The organism is Streptomyces bacillaris, assembly GCF_003268675.1.
Lineage (GTDB): Bacteria > Actinomycetota > Actinomycetes > Streptomycetales > Streptomycetaceae > Streptomyces > Streptomyces bacillaris.
This window is the reverse complement of sequence record NZ_CP029378.1, coordinates 7,423,201-7,447,935: the sequence shown is the minus strand read 5'-3', so window position 1 is coordinate 7,447,935 and position 24,735 is coordinate 7,423,201. Positions and strand designations below refer to the sequence as shown.

Annotated in this window: 19 protein-coding genes and 3 pseudogenes; 6 read left to right on the top strand and 16 right to left on the bottom strand. The window is 72.8% G+C overall.

The genetic code is table 11. The features are described 5' to 3' along the window. Positions 1 to 34: 34 nt before the first annotated feature. The 6 genes from DJ476_RS32525 to DJ476_RS32500 form a co-directional block, all read right to left on the bottom strand. Entirely contained in the window at positions 35 to 1,291 is a 1,257-nt protein-coding gene (locus tag DJ476_RS32525; RefSeq protein WP_112492189.1) for a beta-ketoacyl-[acyl-carrier-protein] synthase family protein, read from the bottom strand. Then, complete coding sequence (locus tag DJ476_RS32520) at positions 1,275 to 2,417, bottom strand: beta-ketoacyl-ACP synthase 3 (RefSeq protein WP_404827565.1); 1,143 nt, start codon at positions 2,415 to 2,417, stop codon at positions 1,275 to 1,277. Before DJ476_RS32520 ends, DJ476_RS32525 begins: the two co-directional genes overlap by 17 nt. A gap of 80 nt (positions 2,418 to 2,497) precedes the next feature. Then, positions 2,498 to 3,445, bottom strand: a complete 948-nt coding sequence (locus DJ476_RS32515) for a carbohydrate kinase family protein (protein ID WP_112492188.1) — start codon at positions 3,443 to 3,445, stop codon at positions 2,498 to 2,500. A gap of 159 nt (positions 3,446 to 3,604) precedes the next feature. Continuing rightward, positions 3,605 to 4,990, bottom strand: a complete 1,386-nt coding sequence (locus tag DJ476_RS32510; protein ID WP_112492187.1) for an MFS transporter — start codon at positions 4,988 to 4,990, stop codon at positions 3,605 to 3,607. Beyond that, positions 4,987 to 5,673: a helix-turn-helix domain-containing protein gene (locus DJ476_RS32505; protein ID WP_112492186.1), complete on the bottom strand. Its 687-nt coding sequence runs from the start codon at positions 5,671 to 5,673 to the stop codon at positions 4,987 to 4,989. Before DJ476_RS32505 ends, DJ476_RS32510 begins: the two co-directional genes overlap by 4 nt. Before the next feature lie 98 nt (positions 5,674 to 5,771). Then, positions 5,772 to 6,326 carry a PadR family transcriptional regulator gene (locus DJ476_RS32500; RefSeq protein ID WP_103419130.1) on the bottom strand — a complete coding sequence of 185 codons (555 nt, stop codon included), beginning with the start codon at positions 6,324 to 6,326 and terminating at the stop codon, positions 5,772 to 5,774. 131 nt (positions 6,327 to 6,457) lie between these two features. Between DJ476_RS32500 and DJ476_RS32495 the strand changes: the two genes are divergently transcribed. Continuing rightward, positions 6,458 to 6,886: a nuclear transport factor 2 family protein gene (locus tag DJ476_RS32495; protein ID WP_103419204.1), complete on the top strand. Its 429-nt coding sequence runs from the start codon at positions 6,458 to 6,460 to the stop codon at positions 6,884 to 6,886. A gap of 6 nt (positions 6,887 to 6,892) precedes the next feature. Here DJ476_RS32495 and DJ476_RS32490 read toward each other — a convergent pair whose 3' ends face one another. Next, the gene (locus DJ476_RS32490; protein ID WP_103419205.1) at positions 6,893 to 7,768 is read right to left on the bottom strand and encodes an ABC transporter substrate-binding protein; all 876 of its coding nucleotides are present in this window, start codon (positions 7,766 to 7,768) and stop codon (positions 6,893 to 6,895) included. 226 nt (positions 7,769 to 7,994) lie between these two features. Here DJ476_RS32490 and DJ476_RS32485 point away from each other — a divergent pair, with 226 nt between their 5' ends. Together DJ476_RS32485 and DJ476_RS32480 are read left to right on the top strand one after the other, a co-directional pair. Next, complete coding sequence (locus DJ476_RS32485) at positions 7,995 to 8,849, top strand: M12 family metallo-peptidase (RefSeq protein WP_103419131.1); 855 nt, start codon at positions 7,995 to 7,997, stop codon at positions 8,847 to 8,849. Between the two features lie 56 nt (positions 8,850 to 8,905). Continuing rightward, positions 8,906 to 9,916: a zinc-binding dehydrogenase gene (locus tag DJ476_RS32480; RefSeq protein WP_103419132.1), complete on the top strand. Its 1,011-nt coding sequence runs from the start codon at positions 8,906 to 8,908 to the stop codon at positions 9,914 to 9,916. Here the strand turns inward: DJ476_RS32480 and DJ476_RS32475 are convergent. From DJ476_RS32475 to DJ476_RS32450, 6 genes and pseudogenes are all read right to left on the bottom strand, one after another. Next, positions 9,900 to 10,835, bottom strand: coding sequence for a YihY/virulence factor BrkB family protein (locus DJ476_RS32475; RefSeq protein WP_112492185.1), 936 nt, complete (start codon positions 10,833 to 10,835; stop codon positions 9,900 to 9,902). The genes DJ476_RS32480 and DJ476_RS32475 overlap by 17 nt on opposite strands. 200 nt (positions 10,836 to 11,035) lie before the next feature. Further along, positions 11,036 to 11,353, bottom strand: coding sequence for a cupin domain-containing protein (locus DJ476_RS32470; protein ID WP_103419206.1), 318 nt, complete (start codon positions 11,351 to 11,353; stop codon positions 11,036 to 11,038). Positions 11,354 to 11,592: 239 nt separating this feature from the next. Next, a pseudogene (locus DJ476_RS32465) lies at positions 11,593 to 12,105 on the bottom strand (discoidin domain-containing protein); the annotation flags it as partial. Between the two features lie 230 nt (positions 12,106 to 12,335). Further along, entirely contained in the window at positions 12,336 to 13,526 is a 1,191-nt protein-coding gene (locus tag DJ476_RS32460) for a S8 family peptidase (protein WP_112492184.1), read from the bottom strand. A gap of 102 nt (positions 13,527 to 13,628) precedes the next feature. Next, positions 13,629 to 14,747 carry a type III polyketide synthase gene (locus DJ476_RS32455; RefSeq protein WP_103419136.1) on the bottom strand — a complete coding sequence of 373 codons (1,119 nt, stop codon included), beginning with the start codon at positions 14,745 to 14,747 and terminating at the stop codon, positions 13,629 to 13,631. 34 nt (positions 14,748 to 14,781) lie between these two features. Then, a complete protein-coding gene (locus tag DJ476_RS32450) occupies positions 14,782 to 16,017 on the bottom strand; it encodes a cytochrome P450 (RefSeq protein ID WP_112492183.1) in 1,236 nt (411 codons plus the stop codon). A 257-nt stretch (positions 16,018 to 16,274) separates the two neighbouring features. Here DJ476_RS32450 and DJ476_RS32445 point away from each other — a divergent pair, with 257 nt between their 5' ends. Further along, positions 16,275 to 17,498 carry a Dyp-type peroxidase gene (locus tag DJ476_RS32445; protein ID WP_241565618.1) on the top strand — a complete coding sequence of 408 codons (1,224 nt, stop codon included), beginning with the start codon at positions 16,275 to 16,277 and terminating at the stop codon, positions 17,496 to 17,498. A gap of 481 nt (positions 17,499 to 17,979) precedes the next feature. Here DJ476_RS32445 and DJ476_RS35895 read toward each other — a convergent pair. After that, a pseudogene (locus DJ476_RS35895) lies at positions 17,980 to 18,120 on the bottom strand (AraC family transcriptional regulator); the annotation flags it as partial. Between the two features lie 260 nt (positions 18,121 to 18,380). Here DJ476_RS35895 and DJ476_RS32435 point away from each other — a divergent pair. Then, entirely contained in the window at positions 18,381 to 18,914 is a 534-nt protein-coding gene (locus DJ476_RS32435; protein WP_103419138.1) for an EF-hand domain-containing protein, read from the top strand. 72 nt (positions 18,915 to 18,986) lie between these two features. Here DJ476_RS32435 and DJ476_RS32430 read toward each other — a convergent pair whose 3' ends face one another. Continuing rightward, positions 18,987 to 19,403 (bottom strand): acyl-CoA thioesterase, encoded by a 417-nt coding sequence (locus DJ476_RS32430; RefSeq protein ID WP_103419139.1) that lies wholly within the window; start codon positions 19,401 to 19,403, stop codon positions 18,987 to 18,989. Between the two features lie 223 nt (positions 19,404 to 19,626). Here DJ476_RS32430 and DJ476_RS32425 point away from each other — a divergent pair. Then, positions 19,627 to 22,643 (top strand): annotated as a pseudogene (locus DJ476_RS32425) (carbohydrate binding domain-containing protein). 31 nt (positions 22,644 to 22,674) lie between these two features. Here the strand turns inward: DJ476_RS32425 and DJ476_RS32420 are convergent. Then, positions 22,675 to 24,678, bottom strand: coding sequence for a GTP-binding protein (locus DJ476_RS32420; protein WP_112492182.1), 2,004 nt, complete (start codon positions 24,676 to 24,678; stop codon positions 22,675 to 22,677). Between the last annotated feature and the right edge of the window lie 57 nt (positions 24,679 to 24,735).

The window sequence follows — 24,735 nt, the reverse complement described above, 5'->3', positions numbered from 1 at the left end:
ACACCCCTCGCCGTTCCCGAACGGCCCTTTCGGGTCAGGCGCGTTGGAAGGCGAGCGCCACGTTGTGACCGCCGAAGCCGAAGGAGTGGCTAACCGCGCGTTCGACCCGCTGGTGGCGGGGCTCCTTCACCACGCAGTCGAGCGGGAAGGCGTCGGGGAGGGAGTCCAGGTTGGCGATCGGCGGGACGAGCGAACGTTCCAGCGTCAGGACGGTGGCCACCGCCTCGATCGCGCCCGCCGCCGCGAGGGTGTGCCCGATGACGCCCTTGGACGCGGTGACGGGCGGGCGGTGCGGGAAGAGCCGGGAGATGAGGTTGGTCTCCATGGCGTCGTTGAGGGGGGTGGAGGTGCCGTGGGCGTTGATGTGGTCGACCTCGCAGGCCGTCCACCCCGACTGGTCGAGGGCCGCCCGCACCGCGCGTTCGGCGCCGCGCCCGTCGGGGGCCGGGGCCGTGGGGTGGTGGGCGTCGGTGCTGGACCCGGCGCCGGTGAGCAGGGCGCGGGCCCGTACGCCCCGGGCGCGGGCCGCCTCCGCCCGCTCCAGGACGAGCATGGCGGCGCCCTCGCCGATCACGAACCCGTCCCGGTCGGCGGCGAACGGCCGTGACGCGCCCGCCGGATCGTCGGTACGGGTGGAGAGCGCGCCCATCCGTGCGAACGCGGTCACCACCAGCGGGGTCAGCACCGACTCGGAGCCGCCCGCCACCACGACGTCGCAGCTCCCGCCGAGCAGCAGATCCCGGGCGACGGCGACGGCGGTGGCCCCGGAGGCGCAGGCGGTGGCGGGGGCGAGGGAGGGGCCGCCCGCCTTCAGCGCGATGGCGACCTCGCCCGCCGCCGCGTTGGGGATCATCATCGGGACGAGCAGCGGGGACACCGCGTCGGGCCCCGAGGCGGCCAGTTTGGCGGCGTTGTCGACGAGGACGGAGACGCCCCCGACGCCGACGCCCAGCACCACGCCGACCCGCCCGCCGTCCCACACCGCGGGGTCGAGCCCGGCGTCCGCGACGGCCTGCCGGGCCGCGACGACGGCCAGTTTCACGAAGCGGGCCATCCGCCACACCGAGCGGCCGCCGACCGCCGCATCGAGGTCGATGCCGTCGGCCGCGCAGGCGAAGTCGACCGGGAGACCGGCCAGTTCGGGCCGGCGGCGGGCGGTGGAGTGCCCGGCGCACAGCCCCTCCCAGAAGCTGTGCTCGTCAGCCCCTGCGGGTGTCACCAGGCCGACGCCCGTCACCGCGACGGCGGTTCCGGATCCGGCTCCGGTGCCCTGATCAGCGGACTGCGACATGCTGTGTTCCTTCCGTAGAAATCGTCGAATCGGTCTGCGGGGTTCCCGGCCAGCGGAGTGCGGCCGAGCCCCAGGTCAAGCCGCCCCCGAACGCGGTGAGCAGCACCCGGTCGCCGCCCCGGAGCACCCCCCGGCCCGCCGCGTCGGCCAGGGCGAGGGGGATGGAGGCGGCGCCGGTGTTGCCGACCCGCTCCAGATGGGTGACGCAGCGCTGCGGTCCGATCCCGACCCGGTCCGCGACGGCCCGCAGGATGCGGGCGTTGGCCTGGTGCGGCACGAAGCGGTCGACCTCGGCCGGGTCCCAGCCCACCCGCTCCAGCAGCGTCCGGCAGGAGCCGGTCATGCGCTCGACGGCGTGCTGGTAGACGGTGGAGCCCTGCATCCGGAAGTACGCGTCCGGCAGCGCGGGCGGCTTCCCGCTCGCGCGGGCGCGGGCACCGCCGCCGGGGACGGTGATCAGCTCGTAGCCCGTGCCGTCGCTGCCCAGGTCGAAGGCGAGCAGTTCACCGGGGTCACCGGCCTGCCCCGCCGCCACCAGGGCCGCGCCCGCCCCGTCGCCGAAGACGACTCCGGCGGAACGATCCTCCGGGTCGAGCCAGGTCGAGTAGACATCGGCGCCGACCAGCAGGACGCGCCCGTACAGCCCGGAGGCGATGAGCCCGTGGCAGAGGGCGAGCCCGTAGACGAAACCGCTGCACACGGCGGCGATGTCCAGCGCCGGTACGGTGCCGAGCCCGAGTCGGGCCGCGAGGGCGGGGGCGGTGCCGGGGCAGAGGTGGTCTGGGGTGGCGGTGGCGAGGACCACCGCGTCGACGGGCCCGGCCGCCGGGGCGCCCGCGAGGAGCCGGGAGGCCGCCTCGTAGGCGAGGTCACCGGTGGCGGCCCCGGGTCCGGCGCGGTGCCTGCTGCCGATGCCGGTGCGCCGACGCACCCAGGCGTCGTCGACGCCCCAGCCGGCCGGGAGCAGTTCGTTGGGGACCGGCTCCCCCGGCACCCAGCCCGCCACGCCCTCCAGTACGGCCGTGCGTCCACTCCCGGTCGCTAAGGCGCGCTCGCGTCCCCGCGGCCCCGCCCCGCTGCCTGCTGCTCGTCTTCCCGTCACCCGCTGCCCCGATCCCGTTGTCATACTGCGGCCGGTTGACGAACGGCGGGGCGCCTGGCGAGGATGCGTTCGACTGGGCCGAACGGGTCATGACGGTCTGTCAGTTACGGTCGGGCGCCTCCCTGCGCGTCGAGCGCCTCCCTCAGCTCCGCCGCGTCGGGCGGGTTGGCACCGGCCCGGGAGACGGTGACGGCCGCGGAGGCGACCGCGTGGCGCAGTACGTCGGTGAGGGTGGCCCGGTCCACCGTGCGCAGCCGCTCCCGTGCTCCGGCGCCGAGGAGGCCGTGCGCGGCCAGCGCGTGGAGGGTGCCCGACATGAACGCGTCGCCCGCGCCCACGGTGTCCACCACCTCCGCCCGTGCGGCGGCCACCGTGAACGGCCCGCCGGGCAGCACGGCGAGGGCCCCGTCGCCGCCCCGGGTCACCAGCACGGCGGCGGGCCCGTGCTCCAGCCAGCGGGCGGCCACCTTCTCCGGCTCCTCCCCCGGGTAGAGCCAGGCCAGGTCCTCGTCGCTCGCCTTGACCAGGTCGCTCAGCCCGACGCACTCCTCGACCCGCCGCACGGCCTCGGCGCGCTCCCCCATGAGGGCGGGCCGCACGTTGGGGTCGTAGCTGACGGTCGCCGTGGCGCGGGCGGCCCGCACGATCTCCAGGACCGTGTCCGCCCCCGGCCCCACCACCGCTCCGATCGACCCCGTGTGCACATGGCCCGGGGCCGGGTCCACGGCGACCGGGGCGAGGGTCCAGGAGACGTCGAAGGCGTACGAGGCCTGCCCGGCCGCGTCCAGGGTGACGGCGGCCGACGGGGTGCGGGCGGGCGCCCCGTCGGTGCGGACCGTGACTCCGGCGGAGGTCAGGTGGTCCCGGATGAGCCGCCCGTTCGCGTCGGGGCCGAGCTGGGTGAGGAGGGTGGCCCGGTGGCCGAGCCGGGCGAGGCCGTACGCGACGTTGGCGGGGCTGCCGCCAGGGTGGACCCGGTCCTCCTCGTCCGGCAGCCGGACGATGTCGGCGACGCATTCGCCGACGACCAGCAGGTCGCTGTGGTCGAGCATGGGGGTGGATCTCCTCAGCTGCTGTGACGTGGGGTGGCGACGGATGGACCGGTCTTCCGCCGTCTCCGTACCGGTGCGGGTGACCGGTGCGGTCTCCGCCCATTCAGCCCGATCGTGCCCCTCCGGCGGAAGCCGCCCGGGCGATCGGGCACCGGCCGGTCACCGTTCGGACGCCGATCCGGCCACAACGGGCAGCGGGGAGGGCAGCCGCTCCTCCGGGTTCCCTGCGGTCCGGCGCACCCAGAGCAGCGCCCCGGCGAGCACGACGGCGGCGGCCAGCAGCCAGGGCAGCGGCCCGAGCGGCAGCAGGCCGAAGGCGATCCCCGCACCGGCGGCGACCAGTTGCAGGGCCAGCGACTGGACGGAGAGCGCGGTGGCCCGGCCCGAGGCGTCGACCCGGCGGTGCAGCAGATCGTTGGCGTTGGGGGCCGCGATGCCCAGCCCCAGGTACGCCAGCCCGAAGCCGGTGCCGGCGGCCGCCGTGGCGAGGGCGCTCGTCGAGGACGCGGAGGCACCCAGCAGGACGAGCCCCAGCACCACCACGCCCCGGCCCGCCAGCACCGCGCGCCCACTGCTGCCGGTCGACCGGGCGGCGAGCGGCGCCAGTTGGCTGCCGAGGGCGGCACAGAAGAACCCCGCACAGGCCAGCCCGGCGAAGACCACGGCGCCGGACTCGGCCGTACCCGTGAGGGCGGCGGCCCGGCCCGGGGTGAGGAGTTCGAGCACCGCCAGTCCGGCCCCGGTGGTGCCTGCGGTCAGCAGGAGCGGCCGGATCACGGCGTCCCGGCCGCCGAGCCGGAGCCCGGCCCCGATCGCGGCGGGCACCCCGCCCAGGACCCCGCGCAGGGTGGCCCGGGGCCGGGGCGGTTCGGGCAGGGCACTCACCACGTAGAGGACGAAGCCGACTTCGACCAGGGCTCCGAGGAGCGCGGGCACGGAGAGCAGGATGACGTGGCCGCCGGTCGCCCCGGTGAGCCACTCCCCCGCGCCGGGGACGCGGCCGAGCAGCCAGGGCAGCCCGCCGCCGAGCAGGGTGCCGAGCGCGAGGGCGGCCGAGGTGGCGGAGCTGCCGCGCGCCAGCCCCGTACGGAGGTCGGCGGCGGGTCCCGCGTGGGCGTGGACGGTGTCGACGTACCAGGCCTCGGCGGGCCCGCTGGACAGGGCACGGGCGCACCCCATGAGGGCCATGCCGAGCGCGATGGCCCAGGCGGCGGAGGCGAGGCCGAAGAGGGTGAAGGCGGCCACGTTGAGCAGCCCGGCGGTAGCGAGGACGGCGCGCCGCCCGATGACGTCGGAGAGGCCTCCGGTGGGCAGCTCCATCGCGGCGGCGGTGAGCGAGTGCACGGCGAAGAAGCCCGCGACGGCGGCGAGGCCCATGCCCCGGTCGGTGAAGAGGAGCACCCCGGTCGCGATGGACATGCCGATGGGGAGCCAGAAGAGGAAGGAGACCGTGACGAACCGGCGGCGCGCGGTCAGCGGGTCCAGTCGCCGGGCGGCGGGCGGTGGCGGTATCGGGGCGCCGGGGGCTCCGGCCGTCCCGCTCATGAGGCGCGCCCGTCGGCGGGGGCGTTCCCGTCAGCGGGGGCGTTCTCGCTGGTGTGGGCGGACCCCTCGGTGGCCGCGGACCCGGCGGAGGCCACGGGCGGTTCCGGCGCCAGTGGGAGCCCCGCCGTGAAGACCACGACCTGCTCGGCGCGGGGGTCGTCCGCGTCACGGGCGGCCAGTTCGGCCGTCTTGGCGGCCAGCGCCTCCCACAGCTCGGTCAGCGACTCGGGGGTCAGCCGGGGCAGGCTGTCGCTCAGGCCCGACGGCTCCTGCCAGGCGCTGTCGAGCCGGCCGCTCTCCAGATCCGCCTCGTGCCGACCCAGCGAGCGCTCCAGGTGCTCGAGCTGGCGGCGGCGGAGTGCGCTGAGCGCGGCCCGGCCGCCGGGGGCGCGGTGCATGGCCTCGTTGCTAAACGAGGTGAGGGCGTGCACGGACTTCCAGCGGCGCTCGCGGCCGTCGCGGTGCTCGGCCTCGGCGACGAACCCGTATTTGGCCAGGACCCGCAGGTGGTAGCTGGTGGAGGCGGAGGACTCGCCCGTGCGCGCGGCCAGCTCGCTGGCGGTGGCCGGGCCGTGCTGCCGCAGCAGGCCGAGCAGCTCGATCCGCAGCGGGTGGGTGAGGGCCTTGAAGGCGGCTCCGTCGCGCTCGGGATCGAGGACGCGGCGGCTGGGTTCGCTGGTCATGGCAGCAGCGTAGAGCGGCCCGGCCACTTTCCCAAAGTATTTTTGCAGAATATCTTTTGGAGAGTTGCGCGGACCCCCTCAGGCCGCACGGACCCTCCTCAGGCGGACCGCGCCCGCAGGACGTCGATCACCTCCCGGCACCAGTCCCGGTTGGCGCGCTCGAAGGCGAGCCCGCGTCGGCAGGTCAGATAGGGCCCGATCCGCTCCCCGTACCGCAGGAACTCCGCCTCCGTCCGCCCGCCGCGCATCCCCTTCAGCAGCGCCACGAACTGCGCGGCCTTGGCCTCGGCGAACTCCGCCCGCTCGGCGAGCCGGGCGATCAGCTCACCGGCGTCGAGATGGTCGGCCGCCTGCACCTTGACGAGCAGGTCGTCCCGGATGAACGAGGGCTTGGCGCTCTCCGCAGCGAACCGCTCCAGCTCGGCCAGCCCGTCGGCGGTGACCCGGAACAGCCGTTTGTTGGGCCGGGCGTCCTGGACGACCTCGCGCCCGTCGACCAGCCCCTCCTTCTCCAGCCGGGCCAGCTCGGCGTACAGCTGCTGCGGCTGCGCGTGCCAGAAGTTGGCGACGCCCATGTCGAACGCCTTGGCCAACTGGTAGCCGCTCAGCTCCTCGTCGAGCAGCGCCGCCAGTACGGCATGACGCAGAGCCATCGGGCCGCCCCCCTCTCCCACTCGTTCCCCCGCACCCCTGTTCCGGAGCGCAGGACCATGGTAGTCATAAAAATGACTACTCACATTCATGACTAGTCACTTTTATGACCGACCACCTCCGAGGGGACGCCATGACCACCACCGCAGTGGACCGCTTCCGCGCAGCCGTCGACACCCGCGACCTCGCCGCCCTGGACGACCTGTTCACCGAGGACATACGGCTCTACAGCCCGGTGAAGTTCACCCCGTTCGAGGGCCGCCCCATGGTGCTGGGCCTCTTCGGGGTGCTGCTGCGCACCTTCGAGGACTTCCGGTACGTCGGGGAGTTCGCGGGCACGGCACAGACCAGCGCCGACGGATCCGAGGCCCCGGCGGCGGTCCTCCTCTTCCGGGCCACCGTGAACGGCAAGGGGATCCACGGCATCGACCTGGTCCACCTCGCCGAGGACGGCCGGATCAAGGAGTTCACGGTGATGGTCCGGCCCCAGTCCGCCGTCCACGCGCTCGGCGAGGCGGTCCTCGCCGGGCTCGTGGCCGACGGGCTGGTACCGGCTCCGTAACCGCGCCTACCGCGCCCGGGCCGCCTCCAGCGCGTCCGCGACCAGGCCGAGGAAGCGGGCGTGGTCGCGGGGGCCGTACAGCGGCTCCGGGTTCCACGGCACGACGGGCACCGCGCCGTGCTCCTCCCCGCGCAGTTCGTCGAGCGGGGCGGCGTGGGCGCGGATGTCGGTGAGGATCACCTCGGGGCGGAGCGCGAAGGTCTCCGCCCGGCCGAGGGTGGACCAGTTGGCCCCGGGGCCCGGGGCCGGCTCCACCAGGCGGACGCCCAGCTCGGTGAGGACGCGCAGCTCGGGCCACATCTTGGGGCGCGCCACATGCGCCTGGTCGGGTCCGGCCGGGGAGAAGGCGACCACCCGGGGCCCGTCGGCCCCGCCCGCCGCGGCGGCGACCGCCCGCAGCCGCTCCCGGGCGGCGTCGAGGTCGGCGTCCGCGTCCGCGCGGCCCTCGGCGCCGAGCGAGCGGGCCAGTTCGGCGAAGCGTTCACCGATCTCGGTGAACGTGCGGGCCTGGCTCACATCGATGACGACGACCGGAACCCGCTCCTCCAGCGGCTTGGCGGTCTCCGGCGCCAGCCCGTACACATGACCGCCGCCGTAGCTCACGGTGACCACCAGATCCGGCCTGCCGGCGAGCAGTCGCTCAACGTCCAGCGCGCTGCCCGCGCCGACGTACGCCACCTCGTCCAGCGGGAGCGTCCCGGTCTTGGCCCGGTCGGGGTCGGGGCCGTCGTGGTCGGAGCCGAAGATGCCCTGCGGCCGGATGCCGAGGCCCCACAGCGTCGCCCCGGCCTGCGCATAGGCGAGCACCCGCCCGGGCCGCCGGGGTGCCGCGGACAGCTGCCCCCGGTCGTCGGAGAACCGCCATTCGCTCTGTTCCGTCACGTCACACACGCCCCTCTACCGCCGACTGCCGTACCGCTTGTGCGAGTTCGTACACGTGTACCTGCCCACCTCCTCACCGGCACATCCCTCGGTCCGGCCTCAACCTTCGTACCGCCCGGTATCCGGCGCGACCAGCGGCCGGGTCGACCGAGTGTTAGAAAGCCGTCGCACTTGGTAAGCATGAGCGGCACCTTCCGCCGCCCTCTCCGGATGGAGTCAACTCCCCATGCGCGCGCCCCTCCTGAAGGCGGCTCTGGCCGTCTCCCTCGCCGCCTCCCTCTGCGCCGCCCCGTTCCTCGTCGGCCGTTCGACGAGTGCTCCGGCCGCTCCCCCGGCGGAGGGCAAGGCGGCAGGGGCGGCGGCGTGCCCCGTGGTCGACGTACTGGTGGTGCACACGCCCAAGGCCGCGCAGCGGGTCGGCGGCGAGCACCGGGTCCGGGCGTCGGCCCAGCGGATCGCGACCCGGCTGAACCGCTCACTGGCGGCGGACGGGCTCTGCGGGACGATCCGGATCGTCCACCCGTACACGGCGAAGGGGTACGACGGTCCGGAGGAGTTCCGCGGCGCGTACGCCGTCCTCAAGGACCACACCCGAGGGCTCGGGCGCCAGGTGCACCAGCAGCGCGACCGGTACGGCGCCGATCTGGTGACGCTCGTCGTGGAGCGGGCCGAACGCGGCGGCGGCACCGCGGACTACACGCCCGCCCTCGACAGCTCGACCCATGAGTACGCCTACGCGGTCGTCGAGGTCGACGGCATCGAGCTGGACTCGGCCAGCCACGAGATCGGCCACAACCTGGGCCTGGCCCACGACCGTACGACGCTGGCGTCGGACGGCGGCGGGGCGATGAGCGTGAGCCGCACCCGCCCGTACAACACCGGCTGGATCACCGAGGACGGGAGCCACTACACGCTCATGGCGTACCGCGCCGCCTGTGGCGGCCACTGCAAGCGGATCAGCCGGTTCTCCAGCGCGGAGGGGGTGTGGAAGGGGCACCGGCTCGGGGACGCGTCGAACGACAGTGTGCGGGTGCTGCGCGAGACGATGCCGATCGTGGCCGGATACCGTGCGAAGGCCTGACCGGCCGGGCCGCTCGCCCGGGACCGGGCCGAACCGTCGTACGAAGGGTCCCCGCCATGGACCGCATGCGCGCCGTGCGCCTGCACCTGCCCACCCGCACCCTCTCCGTCCAGGAGGTGGCGAAGCCGGTACCGGGCCCGGGTGAGGTGCTGGTGAAGGTGGGCGCCGCCGGGGTCTGCCTCTCCGATGTACACCTCGCGGACGGCACGCTGACGCCCCTGTATCTGGAAGGAGAATCGGTCACCCTGGGCCATGAGGTGGCCGGGACGATCGAGACGCTGGGAGCCGGGGTCGGCGGCTGGACGGCCGGGCAGCGGGTGGTCCTCCAGGCGGGCGAGCGGCGCGGGGGCCGGACGCATACGCGGGGTGTCGACTACGACGGTGGCTGGGCGGAGTACGCCGTGGCCTCGGCCACCACCCTGGTCGCCCTGCCCAGCACGCTCCCCCTGGAGCAGGCGGCGATCATCCCGGACGCGGTCTCCACCCCCTGGGCGGCGGTGACCGGCACCGGTGACGTGCGCCCCGCGCAGGCCGTCGGCGTCTGGGGCGCGGGCGGGCTCGGGGCGCACGCCGTGCAGCTGCTGCGGGCGGTCGGGGCGTATCCGGTCATCGCGGTGGACCCGCACCCCGCCGCCCGCGACCGGGCCCTGCACTTCGGGGCCGACCTGGCGCTGGACTCCGGCGACCCGCTCCTGCGCGAGCAGGTGCTCGGGGCGACGGGCGGTGCCGGTCTGGAGGCGGCCTTCGACTTCGCGGGCGCGCCCCCGGTCCGGGAGCAGGCGCTGAGCGTGCTGGCGCCGAAGGGGCGGCTGGTGCTGGTGGGGCTGAGCGACCAGCCGCTGACGGTCGACCGCTCCACCCGCTTCAGCTACCTCCAGCACCGCATCCTGGGCCACTACGGCTCCGAGGAGCACCATGTGGCGCAGCTGGTCCGGCTGGCGGAGGGCGGGCGGCTGGACTTCTCCCGGTCGATCACCGACGTACTGCCGCTGGAGGAGGTGGCCACGGCGGTGCGGCGGATGGAGACCAAGGAGGGCGCCCCGGTCCGCCTCATCCTTCGCCCGTAGCGGGCGTGACGGCCCCCTTCTCCGACTGCTTCTCCGGCTCCGGGCGGTCCAGTTCCACGTTGAACTGGGCTCCGGCGAGCAGGGAGAGGTTGGCGAACCAGACCCAGATCAGGAAGACGACGAGGCCGGCGAGCGAGCCGTAGAGCCTGCTGTAGCTGCCGACCTGGGTGGCGTACAGGGCGAAGAACGCCGATGCGGTGAGCCAGAGGAACGCGGCCAGCACCCCGCCGGGCAGCCCCCGGCGGATGCCGCGCGCGGAGCGGGGGCCGGTGCTGAAGAGGACCAGGATCAGACAGGCGACCAGGCAGAGCAGCACCGGCCACTTCAGCGCCACCCACAGGGTCTCGCCCTCGTGGGGCAGACCGACGCGGCGGCCGAGCCAGCGGGCCAGGGGGCCGGTCAGGACGAGGGCGAAGGCGCTGGTCATCAGGAGGACGAGCAGGCCGATGGCCGAGACGACGATGATGTGCGCCTGGCGGAGCGGCGGCCGGTTGTCCCGTACGTGGTGCATGGCGTGCATGGCCCGGCGGAAGACGGCGAGATAGCTGCACGCGGACCAGATCGCGCTGACGGAGCCGGTGCCGACGAGCAGCCAGACGGCGGTGCGCTGCTCGGTCGCCGCCTCCAGCGGGCGGCGCAGCGCCTCGCCGGATTCGGCGGGGGCGAAGGCGGTGATGTCCGCGATCAGGGCGGTGGTGGCGGCGGGGTTGGCGAGGCCGATCACGGAGACGGTGACGAGGAGCGCGGGGAGCAGGGCGAGGATCGCGTAGTAGGTGAGGGCGGCGGCCCAGTCGGTGATGTCGTCGTTCCACAGCGAGACCGGGGTGCGGCGCAGGGCGGTGAGCCAGGGGCGCGGCGTGCGGGGGCGCCCGGCGGGGGTGGTGGTGCGGTCCGCGGGGGCGGCGGTCTGGGTGGTCAAGCTGGTACTCCGGGGACGTGGATCGGACGCGGCGGGCGGGGGTGCCCGTCCGTCGGACGCCCCTGCTTGTCTCGATCCTCTCCTGCCACGTCGGCGGCCGGACACACCTGTCCGGGCCGTACGAGTCCGCAGGCCCTGTTGTTCCTCTACGGTCCGCGGCTTCTTCTGCAGCCCGCGGCTTGTCCTGCGGTCCGCAGCCGTCAGTCGTTGACCGCCGTGAGCAGCACCACCGCGTCCTGGAGGGCCACCAGCCCGTGGCGCTCCTGCGGGATCGGGTGGAGCGTGCCGGTCGGGAGTTCCGCGTCCCCGGACGCGGCGGTGAGGCGGACGGTGCCGCGCAGCACCAGGAGGGAGGCGGCGGGCGGGGCGTTGTGCTCGTCGAGCGCGGAGCCGGAGGTGAGGGCGATCACCGTCTGGCGCAGGGGCGGTTCCTGGATGAGGAGGTGGGCGCTGCGGCCGTGCGCGGAGGCGCGGGCGGCGGTCAGGTGCTCTTCGGCGAGTGCGTTGAGGTCGTCCATGGTGCCCACTCTGCCGCAGGGCCCGCCGCCCCGCGATCCTGGAGGCGCCTCCCGCCGGGCAGGAGGCGCCTCCGCGTCGGACCGGTTCTCCCTTCGCCAGGGGTCGGTACGGATCCTGCTCCGCTACGGGTTGATGTTGATCTTGAAGGTGGAGGTGGTGTTCCGGATGTCCTGGGCGTTGTCCGCTGAGCCTCAGCCCGTTGAAGGTGACCTCACCGACGGCCGGGCCCTGCCCCGCCTCCGGCCGCCCGTACCTCCAGCTCGGAGAGCTGGGCCGCCTGCCAGCCGGTGTTGGCGGTGATGTGCACCCGGACGAAGCGGGTCAGGGTGGCCGGGAAGGTGACCTTCACCGTGTTGGCGGCCCCCGGGGTGAAGGAGTAGGCGGCCGAACTCCTCAGCGTCGCGAAGCTCGTGCCGTCCGCGCTGCCCTGGAGCGACAGGGTCTGCGTCCGGCTCTCCCAGGACGGCGGGAGCTTCAGGGTCACCTCGTCGACCCGGGCGGGAGTGCCGAGGTCGGTCTGCACCCACTGGGGCAGGCTGCCGCCCGCGCTCTCCCAGTACGTCGACGCGTTGCCGTCGGTGATGCCGGTGGCCGGGTACTCGGCGTGGGCGCTGCTCGCGGCCGTGGCCCGGCCCGCGGCGAGGTTGGGGCCGTCGGCCGCCGATGCGGCGAGCGGCGGCCCGCCGATCAGCAGAAGACTCGTCGCGACGAGGGCGGATATCGCCCGCCGTCTCCAGCGTTGGGCTCTCATGGTTCCCCGATCGTCGGCCCCGGCGCAGAGTGCGTCGAGGGCGCGGCTCTGGATCCGTAGTCAGGAACACGCGATTCTGCACGCACTACGGCTTCTTTTGCGCTATGCGGTCAGAGAGTTGCAGAGAAATGAGAGACCGTCCACCGTTCCGGCAACAGCCGGACAGGGCGGGGGCCGGTGGGCGGGAGGCCGGTCGGCCACCGCTCACCGGCCCCGGCCGGCGGTACGGGTCAGAGACCGCCGGTGTGCAGCAGCAGGTCCGGCGAGCCCTGGCCGAGGCCGGAGAGCACGTCGGGGGTGGCGGTCTCGGTCAGCGTGCGCGCGAGCGCGGCGGGCGAGGCCTCCGGGTTCTCCTGCAGGTGCAGGGCGGCGACCCCGGCGACATGCGGGCTGGCCATGGAGGTGCCGTTCAGGGAGACGGTGCCGCCGCCGAGCCGGGCGGAGACGACATCGGCGCCCGGGGCGTAGAGCGAGACGCAGGAGCCCCAGTTGCTGAACGAGGTCTCCCGGTCCTGGCGGTCGCTCGCACCCACCGTGACCACCCCGTCGGCCGCCGCCGGGGAGACGTTGCAGGCGTCCTGGTCCTCGTTGCCCGCGGCCACCACCGGCAGGACCCCCGCGTCGGCGACGGCCTCGACCGCCGCGTCGACCGCCCGCGAACGGGCCCCGCCGAGCGAGGCGTTGAGAACGGCGGGGGTGGTCCCGGCGGCCGCGTCCTTGGCCGCCCAGTCGAACCCGGCCAGGATCCCGGCCCAGCTGCCCCGGCCCCGGCAGTCCAGCACCCGTACGTTGACCAGCGAGACGTCCTCGGCCACCCCGGAGGTGGCACCGCCGACGGTCCCGGCGACATGGGTGCCGTGACCGTTGCAGTCCTGGCCCGTCCGGCCGTCCCCGACCGAGTCGTACCCGTTGACCACCCGGCCGCCGAACTCGGCGTGAGCGGCGTCGATCCCGGTGTCGACGACGTACACCTTCACGCCGTCGCCCGTGGCGGTCGTGGTGAAGGTGCCGTCCAGCGGCAGGGCGCGCTGGTCGATCCGGTCGGTGCCCCAGGTGGCGGCGGGGGCCCGGAAGAGACCGCCCGTGCGGGGTGCCTCCACGGCCACCTCGGCGTTCTCCTCGACGGCGAGCACCCCGGGGAGGGTCCGGACGGCCTCCAGCTCGGTGGCGGTGAGCGTGACGGCGAACCCGTGCAGGACGTTCCCGTACGTGAAGAGCGGGCGGAGCCCGAACTCCTCCAGGACGGTGTCCGGGGAGAGTTCGGGCTCCAGGGTGACGATGTACTGCCCGGGGACGGCCCGGGCGCTCCGCTCCACCGGGACCCCCTTCGGTCCGGTGTCGGCGGTGGCCGGGGTGGTGGTGCCGATCAGTGGCGCGATCAGCAGCAGGGCTGCCGGGGCCCATCGGGCGCGCAGGCGCATGCAGGTCTCCTTGGGTGGGGTCGGTCCGCGGTGCGGGTGTGCGGCCGCGAAGCGCGAATACCCGGTCCTTCGTCCCCTCCCGTGCGGCGCCTTAACACGGGTTCAGCCGGACAGCGCAACGCCCGTCGTGAGCTCCAGCTCGGCCAGTTCCCGGTCGGGGCCGGCGGCCGGGTCGTGGTGGGTCCAGCTGCCGACGGCGACCTCGGCGGTGATGCCCGGGCCGAATCCGGCGATCATGCCCTGCGCCGAGGGGGCCGCCCCGCCGTCGTCGAAGAGACGGGCGAGCGCGTCGAAGACGACGGAGCTGGCGATGTTGCCGCGTTCGGTGAGGGTGGCCCGGCTGTAGCGGAACATCTCCATCGGCAGGTCGAGGTAGTGGCAGAGGTCGTCGAGGATGCGCGGTCCGCCCGCGTGGATGATGAAGAAGTCCATGGCCGGGACGGTCCAGCCGTGCAGGTCGACGATGTCCTTGAGGACCGGCGCGAGCATCTCCATGGTGCCGGGGACGCGCTTGTCGAGCAGGAAGTGGAATCCGGTGTCGCGGACGGCGTAGGAGATCCAGTCCTCGGTGTCGGGCACGAGGTGGGAGCCGTTGCGCTCCAGGCTCATGCCGGTGCCACCCTCGCCCCGGACGACGGCGGCGGAGATGGCGTCCCCGAACAGGCCGTTGGAGAGCAGCGACCCGACGCCGATGTCAGTGGGCTGGTAGCAGAGCGAGCAGAACTCGCAGGAGACGATGAGGACGTTGGAGCCGGGGTAGGCGCGGCAGAAGTCGTGCGCCCGGTTGATCGCCGCCCCGCCCGCCGCGCAGCCGAGCTGGGCGATGGGCAGCTGCCGGGTCTCGGCCCGGAACCCCATGGTGTTGATGAGCCAGGCGGTCAGCGAGGGCATCATGAAGCCGGTGCAGGAGACGTAGACGATCAGGTCGATCTCGTCCGGTTCGGTCCCGGCGTGGGCGAGGGCCTGCCGTACGACGTCGGGGACCCGGGACTTGGCCTCGGCCTCGTACACCTGGTTGCGGAGTTCGAAGCCGGGGTGCTGGAGGGTCTCCTCGATGGGCCGCACCAGGTGGCGGGTCTGGACGCCGGTGTTACGGATGAGCCGCAGGACCAGGTCGCGCTGCGGGTGCCCGTGGTGGGTCTCCCGCGCCAGGTCCAGCGTCTGCTCCATCGTGATGATGTGTTCGGGCACAGCGATGGCGGGTCGGCACAGGGTCGCCATGGGTTCTCCTCGTATCTGGGAGCGGAGGCTCTCGTCACCATGTGACGGGCAGGGCGAGCGGGTAACGCCAGATGGACGTGGTGTTCCACCGGATGTCCTCGGGTGCGGCGTCGAGACGCAGGCCCGGGAAGCGGGCCAGCAGCGTGGTGAAGGCCACCTCCAGCTCCATGGTGGCCAGCGGTGCGCCCAGGCAGTGGTGGGCGCCCCAGCCGAAGGTCATGTGCGGGATGGAGGACCGGTCGGGGTCGAGTTCGTCGGGGCGGTCGAACTTGGCGCCGTCCCGGTTGGCCGTCAGGTACGACACATGGACGACGTCGCCCGCCTTGATCGTGACCCCGCCCAGCTCCACGTCCTCCATGGCGATGCGGGGGATGCCGACGCCCTTGCGGAAGGGGATGTACCGCAGCAGCTCGTCGATCGTGCGGGGCAGCCGCTCGGGTTCGGCCCGGAGCGTCTTGAGCAGGTCGGGCCGGGTCAGCAGGGTGTAGGCGATGTTGCCGAGTTCGTAGGTGGTGGTGTCCTGGCCGGTGATGAGCAGGACCATCGCCATGACGGCGAGTTCCTTGTCGTCGAGCAGTTCGTCACCGTCGCGGGCGGTGGCCAGGGTGCTGATCAGGTCCTGGCCCGGGGAGCGGCGGCGCTCGGCGGTCAGTTCGGTGAAGTAGCCGCGCAGTTCGGCCTTGGCCCGTACCGCGTCCTCCTTGCCCGCCGCGCCGACGCTCATCATCGTCATGGCGTGGGCGCGGAGCCAGGGCCGGTCGGCCTCGGGGATGTCGAGCGCCTCGCAGATGGTGATGAGCGGCAGCGGCGAGGAGACCCGGGCGACGAAGTCGGCGGGTGAGCCCTCCGCCTCCATCTCGTCGAGCAGCCGGTCCACGACGCGCTGGGTGCCCGGCCGCATCTGTTCGACGCGGCGCGGGGTGAAGCTCTTGGCGACCAGGCTGCGCAGCCGGCTGCTGGCGGGCGGGTCCATGAGGTTGATGGACTCGGCCTGGACGATCGGCTCGGGGGTCATCCGGGGGAAGTCCCGGCCGAGGACGGCGCCGCGGCTGAAGCGCCGGTCGGTGGTGACCGTCCGGACGTCCTCGTACCGGGTGACGAGCCAGGCCTCGCCCTCGCCGTACGCCATACGGATACGGGAGACGGGCTCCTCGGTGAGCAACTCCTTGAGCTGGGGGTCGAACTCCAGCCGCTCCGCGAAGTCGAAGGGGCAGCTCCGTACGGATTCCTTGTCCTGCGCCGGGGCGTTCTGCACCGAGGTGTTCTCCACCGAGGTTCTCCCAATGGCCGGTTCGGGGGTGTCGGGGCGTCCGGGCTCCGGGCCCGGGGACAGACCTCCCCTGTGTCCCCCGTCAGGGGGGAAAACATGTACGTCACCCTCCGCAGTCAGCCGATCAGAGGGGCGCACGCCCCGGCGCTCGTCCGCTCGGCGCACAGAGGTGGAGCCTCGGAGCAACATGCGTGGTGAGCTGGTGGTGAGGGGGAGGGTCGCGGAAGGGGACCCCCAGAGCCATGGAGAGTGCGGACATGACGGAAAGTATCGAGGACCAGCGTGCGTATCCCGGCCGGCGCGCCTTCGCCCGTGGCGCCGCCGGGCTCGCCGGAGCCATGGCGCTGACCGGGACGGTGCCGACGGGCAATGCGGTCGGCGCGGTGCGCTGTCCATCGGCAGCGGAGGCGGGCCGGGTGCCGTTCCACGGCCCGCACCAGGCCGGGATCATCACCCGGCAGCAGCCGTTCGGCGGCTTCGCCGCCTTTGACGTCCTCGCCCGCGACCGGGCGGAGTTGGTGGAGCTCTTCCGGCGGCTGACCGTGCGGTGCCGCACCCTGACTGCCGGGGTGACACCTCTGGACCCCGAGGTGGCAGCGGTGCGGGGCCCGGAAGACCGGCTGACCATCACCATCGGCGTGGGGGCCTCGCTCTTCGACGGACGGTACGGGCTCGCGCACGCCCGGCCGCCCGGACTCGTCCCGATGCCTGCGTTCCCGGGAGACCGGCTCGACCCGGGACGGTGCCACGGTGATCTCTCGGTGCAGGTCTGTGCCCAGCACCCGGACGCCGTCCTCCATGTCGTCCGGGACCTGGCCCGGGAGAGCTCGGGACTTCTCCGGGCCAGGTGGCGGACCGACGGTTTCCTCAACCCGCCGCGTCCCGAGGGTGCGCCCAGATCGTTCGTCGGCTTCAAGGACGGCACCGCGCACCCGGACACAACCTCGCCGCGGGAGATGGACCGGTTGGTATGGGTCGGGGCGGAGGGGCCGCGATGGGCGCGAGGCGGCAGCTACCAGGTGCTGCGCACCATCCGACTGCGCGCCGAGGCATGGGACCGGGTCCCCCTCCGCGAGCAGGAGCAGATCTTCGGCCGCCGGAAATCGACCGGGGCCCCGCTCGACGGCCGCAAGGAGAGCGACCTGCCCGACTACGGGCGGGACCCGGAGGGGCGGGTCACCCCGCTGGACTCGCACATCCGCCGGGCCAACCCGCGGACACCGGGCAGCGAGGACTCGGTCCTGCTGCGACGCAGCTACAACACCGACCACGGCCTCGCGCCGGACGGCACCCTTGACGTGGGGCTGGCCTTCTGCTGCTACCAGCGGGACATCGCGCGGCAGTTCGCCACCGTGCAGAAGCGGCTGGAAGGCGAGCGCTTCGCCGACTTCAGCACGACGACGGGCGGCGGCTACTTCCTGGCGCTGCCGGGGGTGGCCGACGCCTCGGACCGGTACGGGTCAGCGCTGTTCGGCTCCTGAGTTCCGGCCTGGGCGCCCTGTTCCCGCACATGGGTGGTCGCCGGTGGGGAGCGTCAGGGACGGCTCGAGACGAGGCCCTCGATGTCCTGCTGCGTCAGCCCGGAACAGGCGCCAGGGTGGCATCGGGCTTGGTGTCCCGCGACGGCCTCGAAGTCGATCCCGTCGGTCCCCGTCGCAGAGCACCGGCGTCCTGGCCGCGAACCGCGTCGGCCACTCCTCATACCAAGGCAGCACGCCGTTGCCGCCGCCGTCACCGACGTTGGCCGTCGCTATGACGACGAGCACGCCACCGAGCGCGGGCGGCACTTCGTGGTTGGCCCGGTTGACCGTGGCGAAGCTCTTCGGCCCTGCGGGGATCGTGGACTCGCCGAGGGCATGCCCGCCGACAGCGGGAAGCAGCCGACCGTGCTTCCCCCAGCCTTCTGGTTCGTGGTGTCACCAGCCCCGCCAGGCAGCGACGGAGACGAGGGCGGCGGCCAGGGGTGTCGTGGGTGACGACCTCGTCGTAGGGCTGGATGACGAAGGGGGTGTCGACCGCGCCGGGCGCGTGCGCGGGCAGCGATCGGGGCTCCCGGGTCGTGGCCGGTCCGGCTTCCCCGGTCCCGACGGGCGTCACTCGCATCCGTCCACCCTGGAAGGTGGGCCCGGCGGTCCCTTCCCCCGCTCCCTCGGTACGACACCGCCGTCGGCGGACCGTACCGGGGCGTGCAAGGGGCGCGGGCCCGGAACGTCTGCCTCAACTGGACGTTTGCGCCGGGGCGGTTACGTCCTTCAGGTGAAAGGGGGACGACTTTCGCCGCGCCCGCCCCTTCCCGGCCGGACAGTGGGTCCCGCCGACCGGGCTCCGGTCGGCGGGACCGTACGGCGAAAGGTGACGGATTCATGACCACTGAGGCCGACCGGCGCGTGGCGCTCGTCTTCTCCCTGTTCGATGCCAACGCCAATGGAGTCCTGGAGGCCGACGACTTCGAGATCATGGCCGACCGGGTCATCCGGGAGGCGCACGCCTCGGACCAGGCGGCGAAGGACGCGATGCGGGCGGCGTTTCGGCGGTACTGGCGGACCCTGCTCACCGAACTGGACGAGAACGGCGACGGTGAGATCAGCTTCGAGGAGTTCACCGCCTGTGTGCTGTCGCCGGAGCGGTTCGACGAGACCGTGGCAGTCTTCGCGGAGGCGCTGGCCGCGCTCGGGGACCCGGACGGCGACGGGCTGATCGAGCGCCCCCTGTTCATGGCGCTGATGACGGCCATCGGGTTCGAGCCGGCCAACATCGACGCGCTCTTCGACGCCTTCGAGCCCTCCGACGGGGACCGGATCCGGGTGGAGACCTGGGTCGCCGGGATCAAGGACTACTACGCCCCGGGCAAGGCGGGCATCCCCGGCGACCAGCTGACCGTCGGCACCGCCGTCTGACCGGCCGCCCCGCTGAACCGTCGGAGGCCCCCGCCCTCACAGGGTGGGGGTCTCCGGCGTACGTCCGGCCGGTCAGCCCGTGAGCAGATCCGGGTTGTCCGCCAGGGCGGCCAGCCGGCCACCCGGGTCCGGGACGAGGCGGCGGGCGGTCAGGTCCAGGACGCCGCCCACGCCGGTGATCTCGGCGGCCACCGTGCCGTCCTCCTTGAGGATCCGCTGCTCCAGGGTGAACGTCTTCCCCGTGCCGTAGTCGAAGCGGCAGGTCACCCGTACCCGCTCACCGCCACGCAGCTCGCGCAGGTACTTCACGGTGACCTCCAGCGCCACCGGCCCGATCCCGTCCGCGAGCAGCTTCTCCTGCGGCAGCCCGGCCGCCCGCAGCAGCTCCCAGCGGGCATGTTCCGCGTACTGCAGGTAGACGGCCTGGTTCAGATGGCCCTGGGTGTCCAGCTCGTAGCCGCGCACGGTCACATCGACGGAGAAAGTCATGACCGTGCGAACGCTTCCGGACGGCGGTCCATTCCGGCCACCGGTCCCGCACAGGTCTGCCGAACCGGCCCTGCCCGATCCCTTTACGGGCCTGTCATGCACCGGTAACTTCCACCCCGCAAGAGATTGCAGCAACATTCCGGCAGAGTTTTCTGCCGGGCCGTGTTCCAACTCGCCGAACCCCGAGGCGCGTCAGGGTTCTCCCCCTCCCCTGGAGACACGCATGAGACGCACCCCTCGCCGGCTGCTCGGCCGCCCGCTCGCGGCGGCCCTGGCGGCGGCCGGACTGCTGGGACTCCTCACCGCCGTACCGCAGACCGCCCCCGCACCGGCCACCGAACCCGTCGCCGCGGACGGGACCACGGCGACCGTCTTCTACTCGACCAAGACCCGCGACTGGTCGGCGTACCACCTGCATTACGCCCCCGACGGCGGCTCCTGGACCACCGTGCCCGGCACCCGTATGCAGTCCGCCTGCACCAACTGGGTCAAGCTGACCGTCCCCCTCGGCGGCGCGGCCGGGCTCCAGGCCACCTTCACCGACGGCTCGGGCACCTGGGACAACAACGCGGGCCGGAACTACGACCTGGGCACCGGGAACATCACCGTCAAGGACGGGGTCGTGGCGCACAGCGACCCGTGTACGGGGACGGGCCCCGAGGAGCCTGATCCCGGCGGGCCGAACACCGCGTCCGTCTACTACGCGACGTCCACCGTCGGCTGGTCCACCGTCAACCTCCACTACCGGCCGCACGGCGGAGCCTGGACGGCGGTTCCAGGGGTCGGCATGGAGGCGGCCTGCACCGGCTGGGTGCGGCGGACGGTGGACCTGGGCAGCGCCACCGGTCTCCAGGCGGCCTTCAACAACGGCACCGGGGTCTGGGACAACAACAACGGCGCCGACTACACCCTCCCGGCCGGGCTCACCACGGTGCAGGACCGCAAGGTGACCGCCTCCGCAAAGGACCCGTGTGCCGCCGAGGAGCCGGACACCGAGGCGCCCTCCGTGCCCACGGGCGTGAAGGCCGTGGCCGACGGGGTGTCGGTGCTGGTCACCTGGGAACCCGCCACGGACGACCGGGAGGTGACGAAGTATCAGATCACCCGGATCGGTGGCACGAAGGGCACCCTGGTCACCGATGTCGGATCAACCATCGTCGCGGATACCGGACTTGAGGCGAAGACCGCCTACCGCTACACCGTCCGGGCCGTGGACGCCGCCGGGAACGTGTCGGCCGAGTCCGCACCGGCCACCGCCACCACCGGCGAGAAGCCGACCGCCCCGGCAGCCGGTACGCCGCTCGGCACCGATCCGCGCAAGGACCCGATCTACTTCGTACTGACCGCCCGCTTCAACGACGGCGACCCCACCAACAACCGGGGCGGCAGCCAGCACGAGAAGTCCGGCAACGCGGCCAACGACGACCCCATGTTCCGGGGGACTTCAAGGGTCTGGTGCAGAAGCTCGACTACATCAAGGGGCTCGGCTTCTCCGCGATCTGGATCACCCCGGTCGTCCTCAACCGCTCGGACTACGACTACCACGGGTACCACGGGTACGACTTCTACAAGGTCGACCCGCGACTGGAGTCGGCAGGCGCCTCCTATCAGGACCTCATCAACGCGGCCCACGCCAAGGGCATGAAGATCTACCAGGACGTCATCCACAACCACTCCTCGCGCTGGGGCGCCAAGGGGCTGTTCACGCCGAAGACGTACGGCGTGCGCGACGCCCAGTGGAGCTGGTACTACGACGAGCGCAACGACGGTTTCGCGTACGACGGCCTCACCGTCGAGCCCAAGTCGGGGAAGTCGTACTACAACGGCGACCTGTGGTCCACGGCCGAGCCGACCGGCAACACCTGCGTGGGCTGGGGCACGCCCACCGGGCACACCTCGCCGGAGGGCTACCGGATCTACAACTGCCAGTGGCCGAGCCCCACTTCGGGGATGTTCCCGAAGGCTCTCTACCACAACTGCTGGATCGGCAACTGGGAGGGCGAGGACTCCCGTTCCTGCTGGATCCATGACGACCTGGCCGACTTCAACACCGAGAACGCCCAGGTCCAGAACTATCTGATCGGCGCCTACAACAAGTACATCGACATGGGCGTGGACGGCTTCCGCCTGGACACGGCCGTGCACATCCCGCGCACGACCTGGAACCGCCGTTTCCTGCCCGCGATCCAGGAGCGCGTCACCCAGCGGTTCGGGGCCGAGGCGGCGGAGAACTTCTTCGTCTTCGGTGAGGTCGCCGCCTTCGTCAACGACAAGTGGAACCGCGGCTCGGTCAACCACTCCGCCCAGTTCTTCACGTGGAAGGAGCGCAAGGAGTACAGCGCGGACGACGAGAAGGCCGCCCTGGAGATGTACGACTACGAGCAGCAGCAGGGCACGGCGGCGCAGCCCGTCTCCGACAACGCCTTCCTCAGGGGCAACGCCTACCACGCCCCCGACCGCAGCCGGTTCTCCGGGATGAACGTCATCGACATGCGGATGCACATGAACTTCGGTGACGCGAACAACGCCTTCCACAACGGCAAGGACTCCGACGACAGTTATCACGACGCCACCTACAACGTGGTGTACGTCGACAGCCACGACTACGGGCCCAACAAGAGCAGCGAGCGGTACACGGGCGGCACGGACGCCTGGGCCGAGAACATGTCGCTGATGTGGACCTTCCGGGGCATCCCGACGCTCTACTACGGCTCCGAGATCGAGTTCCAGAAGGGCAAGAAGATCGACTGCGGGCCCACCTGCCCGCTGGCCTCCACCGGACGGGCCTACTTCGGGGACCAGCTGACCGGTGAGGTGACCGCCTCCGACTTCGGCAAGGTCTCATCGGCCACCGGCAAGGTCGCGGACACCCTCGCCGCGCCGCTGGCCCGCCACCTCCAGCGGCTCAACGAGATCCGGCGGGCCGTGCCCGCGCTCCAGATGGGCCAGTACTCCACGGAGGGCATCAGCGGCTCCATGGCGTACAAGCGGCGCTACACCGACGCGGCGACCGGCACCGACAGTTTCGCGCTGGTGACGGTCTCCGGGGGCGCCACGTACACCGGCATCCCGAACGGCACGTACACGGACGCCGTCACGGGCGACACCAAGGTGGTGAGCGGCGGCACGCTCACGGTCCCGGCGCCCGGCAAGGGGAACCTGCGCGTGTACGTCCTGGACCTCGGCGGGAAGAACGCCGCGCCCGGGAAGATCGGCACGGCGGGCCCGTATCTGAAGTAACACCCGTGCCCGGAAACGAAGTTGCCCGGGCTCACCCCGCGACCCGCCGCACCGTGCGCAGGAGGTACTCCTTACGGTGCAGCGGGTCGTGGTCGGTGCGCGGGCGCTCCGGGACCGGCCCGGTCACCGGGCGGTGCCCGTCGAAGGCGGACTCCAGCACCCCCTCGCCCCGGGTCGCCCCCGGCAGCAACTGCTGGAGTTCATGGACCCGGGCGGCCGGGATCACGCCCTCCACCATGCAGAGCGCCCCGCGCGGCTCGGGCGGATCCGGTACGGCCCCGAGCCGGGCGAGGACCGGGACCAGCGCGCCGAAGGTGTCCGTGGGCAGCTCCAGGCGGAAGCGGTGCATCGGCTCGTACACCCGCGTCCCGGCCCGGCGCAGCGCGTCCATCAGCACCAGCGGTGTCAGATTCCGGAAATCGCCCGCCGTGCTCGACATGCTCTCGTCGAACGTGCCGTGGGAATGGCTCTGCCGGGGCCAGTATCCGGAATGCGTCTGTGTGACGACGCAATCGGTCACCTGCCATCCGTGAATTCCCTGGCTCAGCGTGGAATACACGGTCTCCTCCACCGCCCGCATCAGCGAATAGGGCATCGAGCCCAGTTCCACTTCGCGGCGGAATTCCACCCCGCTGCCGTACGGGGCGGGGTCGACGCGGAGTCCGACGGTGGCGAGGAAGGGGTTCGGGTCGGTGTCGATGAACTCGGCGGCCGCCCCCGTACCGACCGGGCGTTCCAGGCAGATGGTCGTGGTCGTACGGAAGGTGACGTCGACGCCGAACTCGTCGGCCAGGGTCGCCTGGATGACCTCTTTCTGCACCTCCCCGTAGAGCGAGAGGGACACTTCCCGGCGGATGTCGTCCCGGCGGACGGCGATCAGCGGGTCCTGGTCCGCGAGGTGGGCGAGGGCGACATGCAGGGCGCCCCGGTCCTCGGGCCGTGCGGGGAGGACGACCGTCTCCAGGGTCGGCGGGGCGAAGTGGCGGCCCCCGGCCTCCGCCCGGGCCTCGCCCACACTGTCACCGATCCGGATGCCGGTCAGCCCCTTCAGCCGGGCGATCCGCCCGGCGCCGACGGCGGGCACCGGCACCTCACCGCCGTCCTCGAAGAGGCCGACCGCCGAGACCTTGCCCTCGCCCTCCCGGCCGTCCGGGCTGCGGAAGCGCAGGACCTCGCGGGTGCGGACGGTTCCCTCGACCATGCGGACGTACGCGGTCCGCTCGCCGTTCGCGGTCCGCTCGACCTTGAACACCGTGCCCCGGGCCGAGGCCTGCGGATCCCCCGTGGCGGCGGGCAGCAGTGCGGTGATGCCGTCGACCAGGGCGTCGATGCCCGCGCCGGTCGCGGCGGAGCCGAAGAAGACCGGGTGGACCAGGCACCGGGCGGTCTGTCGAGCCAGCGCCTCCAGGAGCCGGGGATGGGTGAGGGCCGCCGGGTCGTCGACGTACGCGGCCAGCAGTCCGTCGTCATGGCGGGTCAGCAGCTCGGTGAGCGCGGCAGTGAAGCCGGGGTCGGCCGCCGTGAACGGGGTGGTGGCCGCCTCGCGGGTGCCGAGACGGCGGGTGGCGCCCATGGCGACGGTGTCCGGGGAGAGGCGTTCGGCGATGCTCGCCAGGAGCGAGCCGTACCGTGCGCCGGTCCGGTCGGTCTTGTTGACGAACAGCAGGGTCGGGATACGGAGCCGGCGCAGGGTGCGCAGCAGGACGCGGGTCTGTGCCTGGACGCCCTCGACCGCCGAGACCACGAGCACGGCCCCGTCGAGCACGCCGAGGACCCGCTCCACCTCCGCGATGAAGTCGGGGTGGCCGGGGGTGTCCATCAGGTTGACCGTGGTGGTGCCGAGGGTGAAGGAGACGACGGCGGACTTGATGGTGATGCCGCGCCGGCGCTCCAGGGCGAGGGAGTCGGTCCGGGTGCTGCCGTCGTCGACGCTGCCGAGGGTGTCGACGACCCCGGCGGTGTGGAGCAGCCGTTCGGTCAGGCTTGTCTTACCGGCGTCGACGTGCGCCAGAATTCCGAGGTTCAGCGTGTGCACGAAGCTTCATGTCCTTGAGAGAAAGGTCAGTTTCTGTCGGGAGGAACACGAAAGCTC

Bases quoted from the DNA above. Each gene is read 5' to 3' on its own strand.
- DJ476_RS32525 (WP_112492189.1), bottom strand. From the start codon at position 1,291: ATGTCGCAGTCCGCTGATCAGGGCACCGGAGCCGGATCCGGAACCGCC.
- DJ476_RS32520 (WP_404827565.1), bottom strand. From the start codon at position 2,417: ATGACAACGGGATCGGGGCAGCGGGTGACGGGAAGACGAGCAGCAGGC.
- DJ476_RS32515 (WP_112492188.1), bottom strand. From the start codon at position 3,445: ATGCTCGACCACAGCGACCTGCTGGTCGTCGGCGAATGCGTCGCCGAC.
- DJ476_RS32510 (WP_112492187.1), bottom strand. From the start codon at position 4,990: ATGAGCGGGACGGCCGGAGCCCCCGGCGCCCCGATACCGCCACCGCCC.
- DJ476_RS32505 (WP_112492186.1), bottom strand. From the start codon at position 5,673: ATGACCAGCGAACCCAGCCGCCGCGTCCTCGATCCCGAGCGCGACGGA.
- DJ476_RS32500 (WP_103419130.1), bottom strand. From the start codon at position 6,326: ATGGCTCTGCGTCATGCCGTACTGGCGGCGCTGCTCGACGAGGAGCTG.
- DJ476_RS32495 (WP_103419204.1), top strand. From the start codon at position 6,458: ATGACCACCACCGCAGTGGACCGCTTCCGCGCAGCCGTCGACACCCGC.
- DJ476_RS32485 (WP_103419131.1), top strand. From the start codon at position 7,995: ATGCGCGCGCCCCTCCTGAAGGCGGCTCTGGCCGTCTCCCTCGCCGCC.
- DJ476_RS32480 (WP_103419132.1), top strand. From the start codon at position 8,906: ATGGACCGCATGCGCGCCGTGCGCCTGCACCTGCCCACCCGCACCCTC.
- DJ476_RS32470 (WP_103419206.1), bottom strand. From the start codon at position 11,353: ATGGACGACCTCAACGCACTCGCCGAAGAGCACCTGACCGCCGCCCGC.
- DJ476_RS32460 (WP_112492184.1), bottom strand. From the start codon at position 13,526: ATGCGCCTGCGCGCCCGATGGGCCCCGGCAGCCCTGCTGCTGATCGCG.
- DJ476_RS32455 (WP_103419136.1), bottom strand. From the start codon at position 14,747: ATGGCGACCCTGTGCCGACCCGCCATCGCTGTGCCCGAACACATCATC.
- DJ476_RS32445 (WP_241565618.1), top strand. From the start codon at position 16,275: ATGACGGAAAGTATCGAGGACCAGCGTGCGTATCCCGGCCGGCGCGCC.
- DJ476_RS32435 (WP_103419138.1), top strand. From the start codon at position 18,381: ATGACCACTGAGGCCGACCGGCGCGTGGCGCTCGTCTTCTCCCTGTTC.
- DJ476_RS32430 (WP_103419139.1), bottom strand. From the start codon at position 19,403: ATGACTTTCTCCGTCGATGTGACCGTGCGCGGCTACGAGCTGGACACC.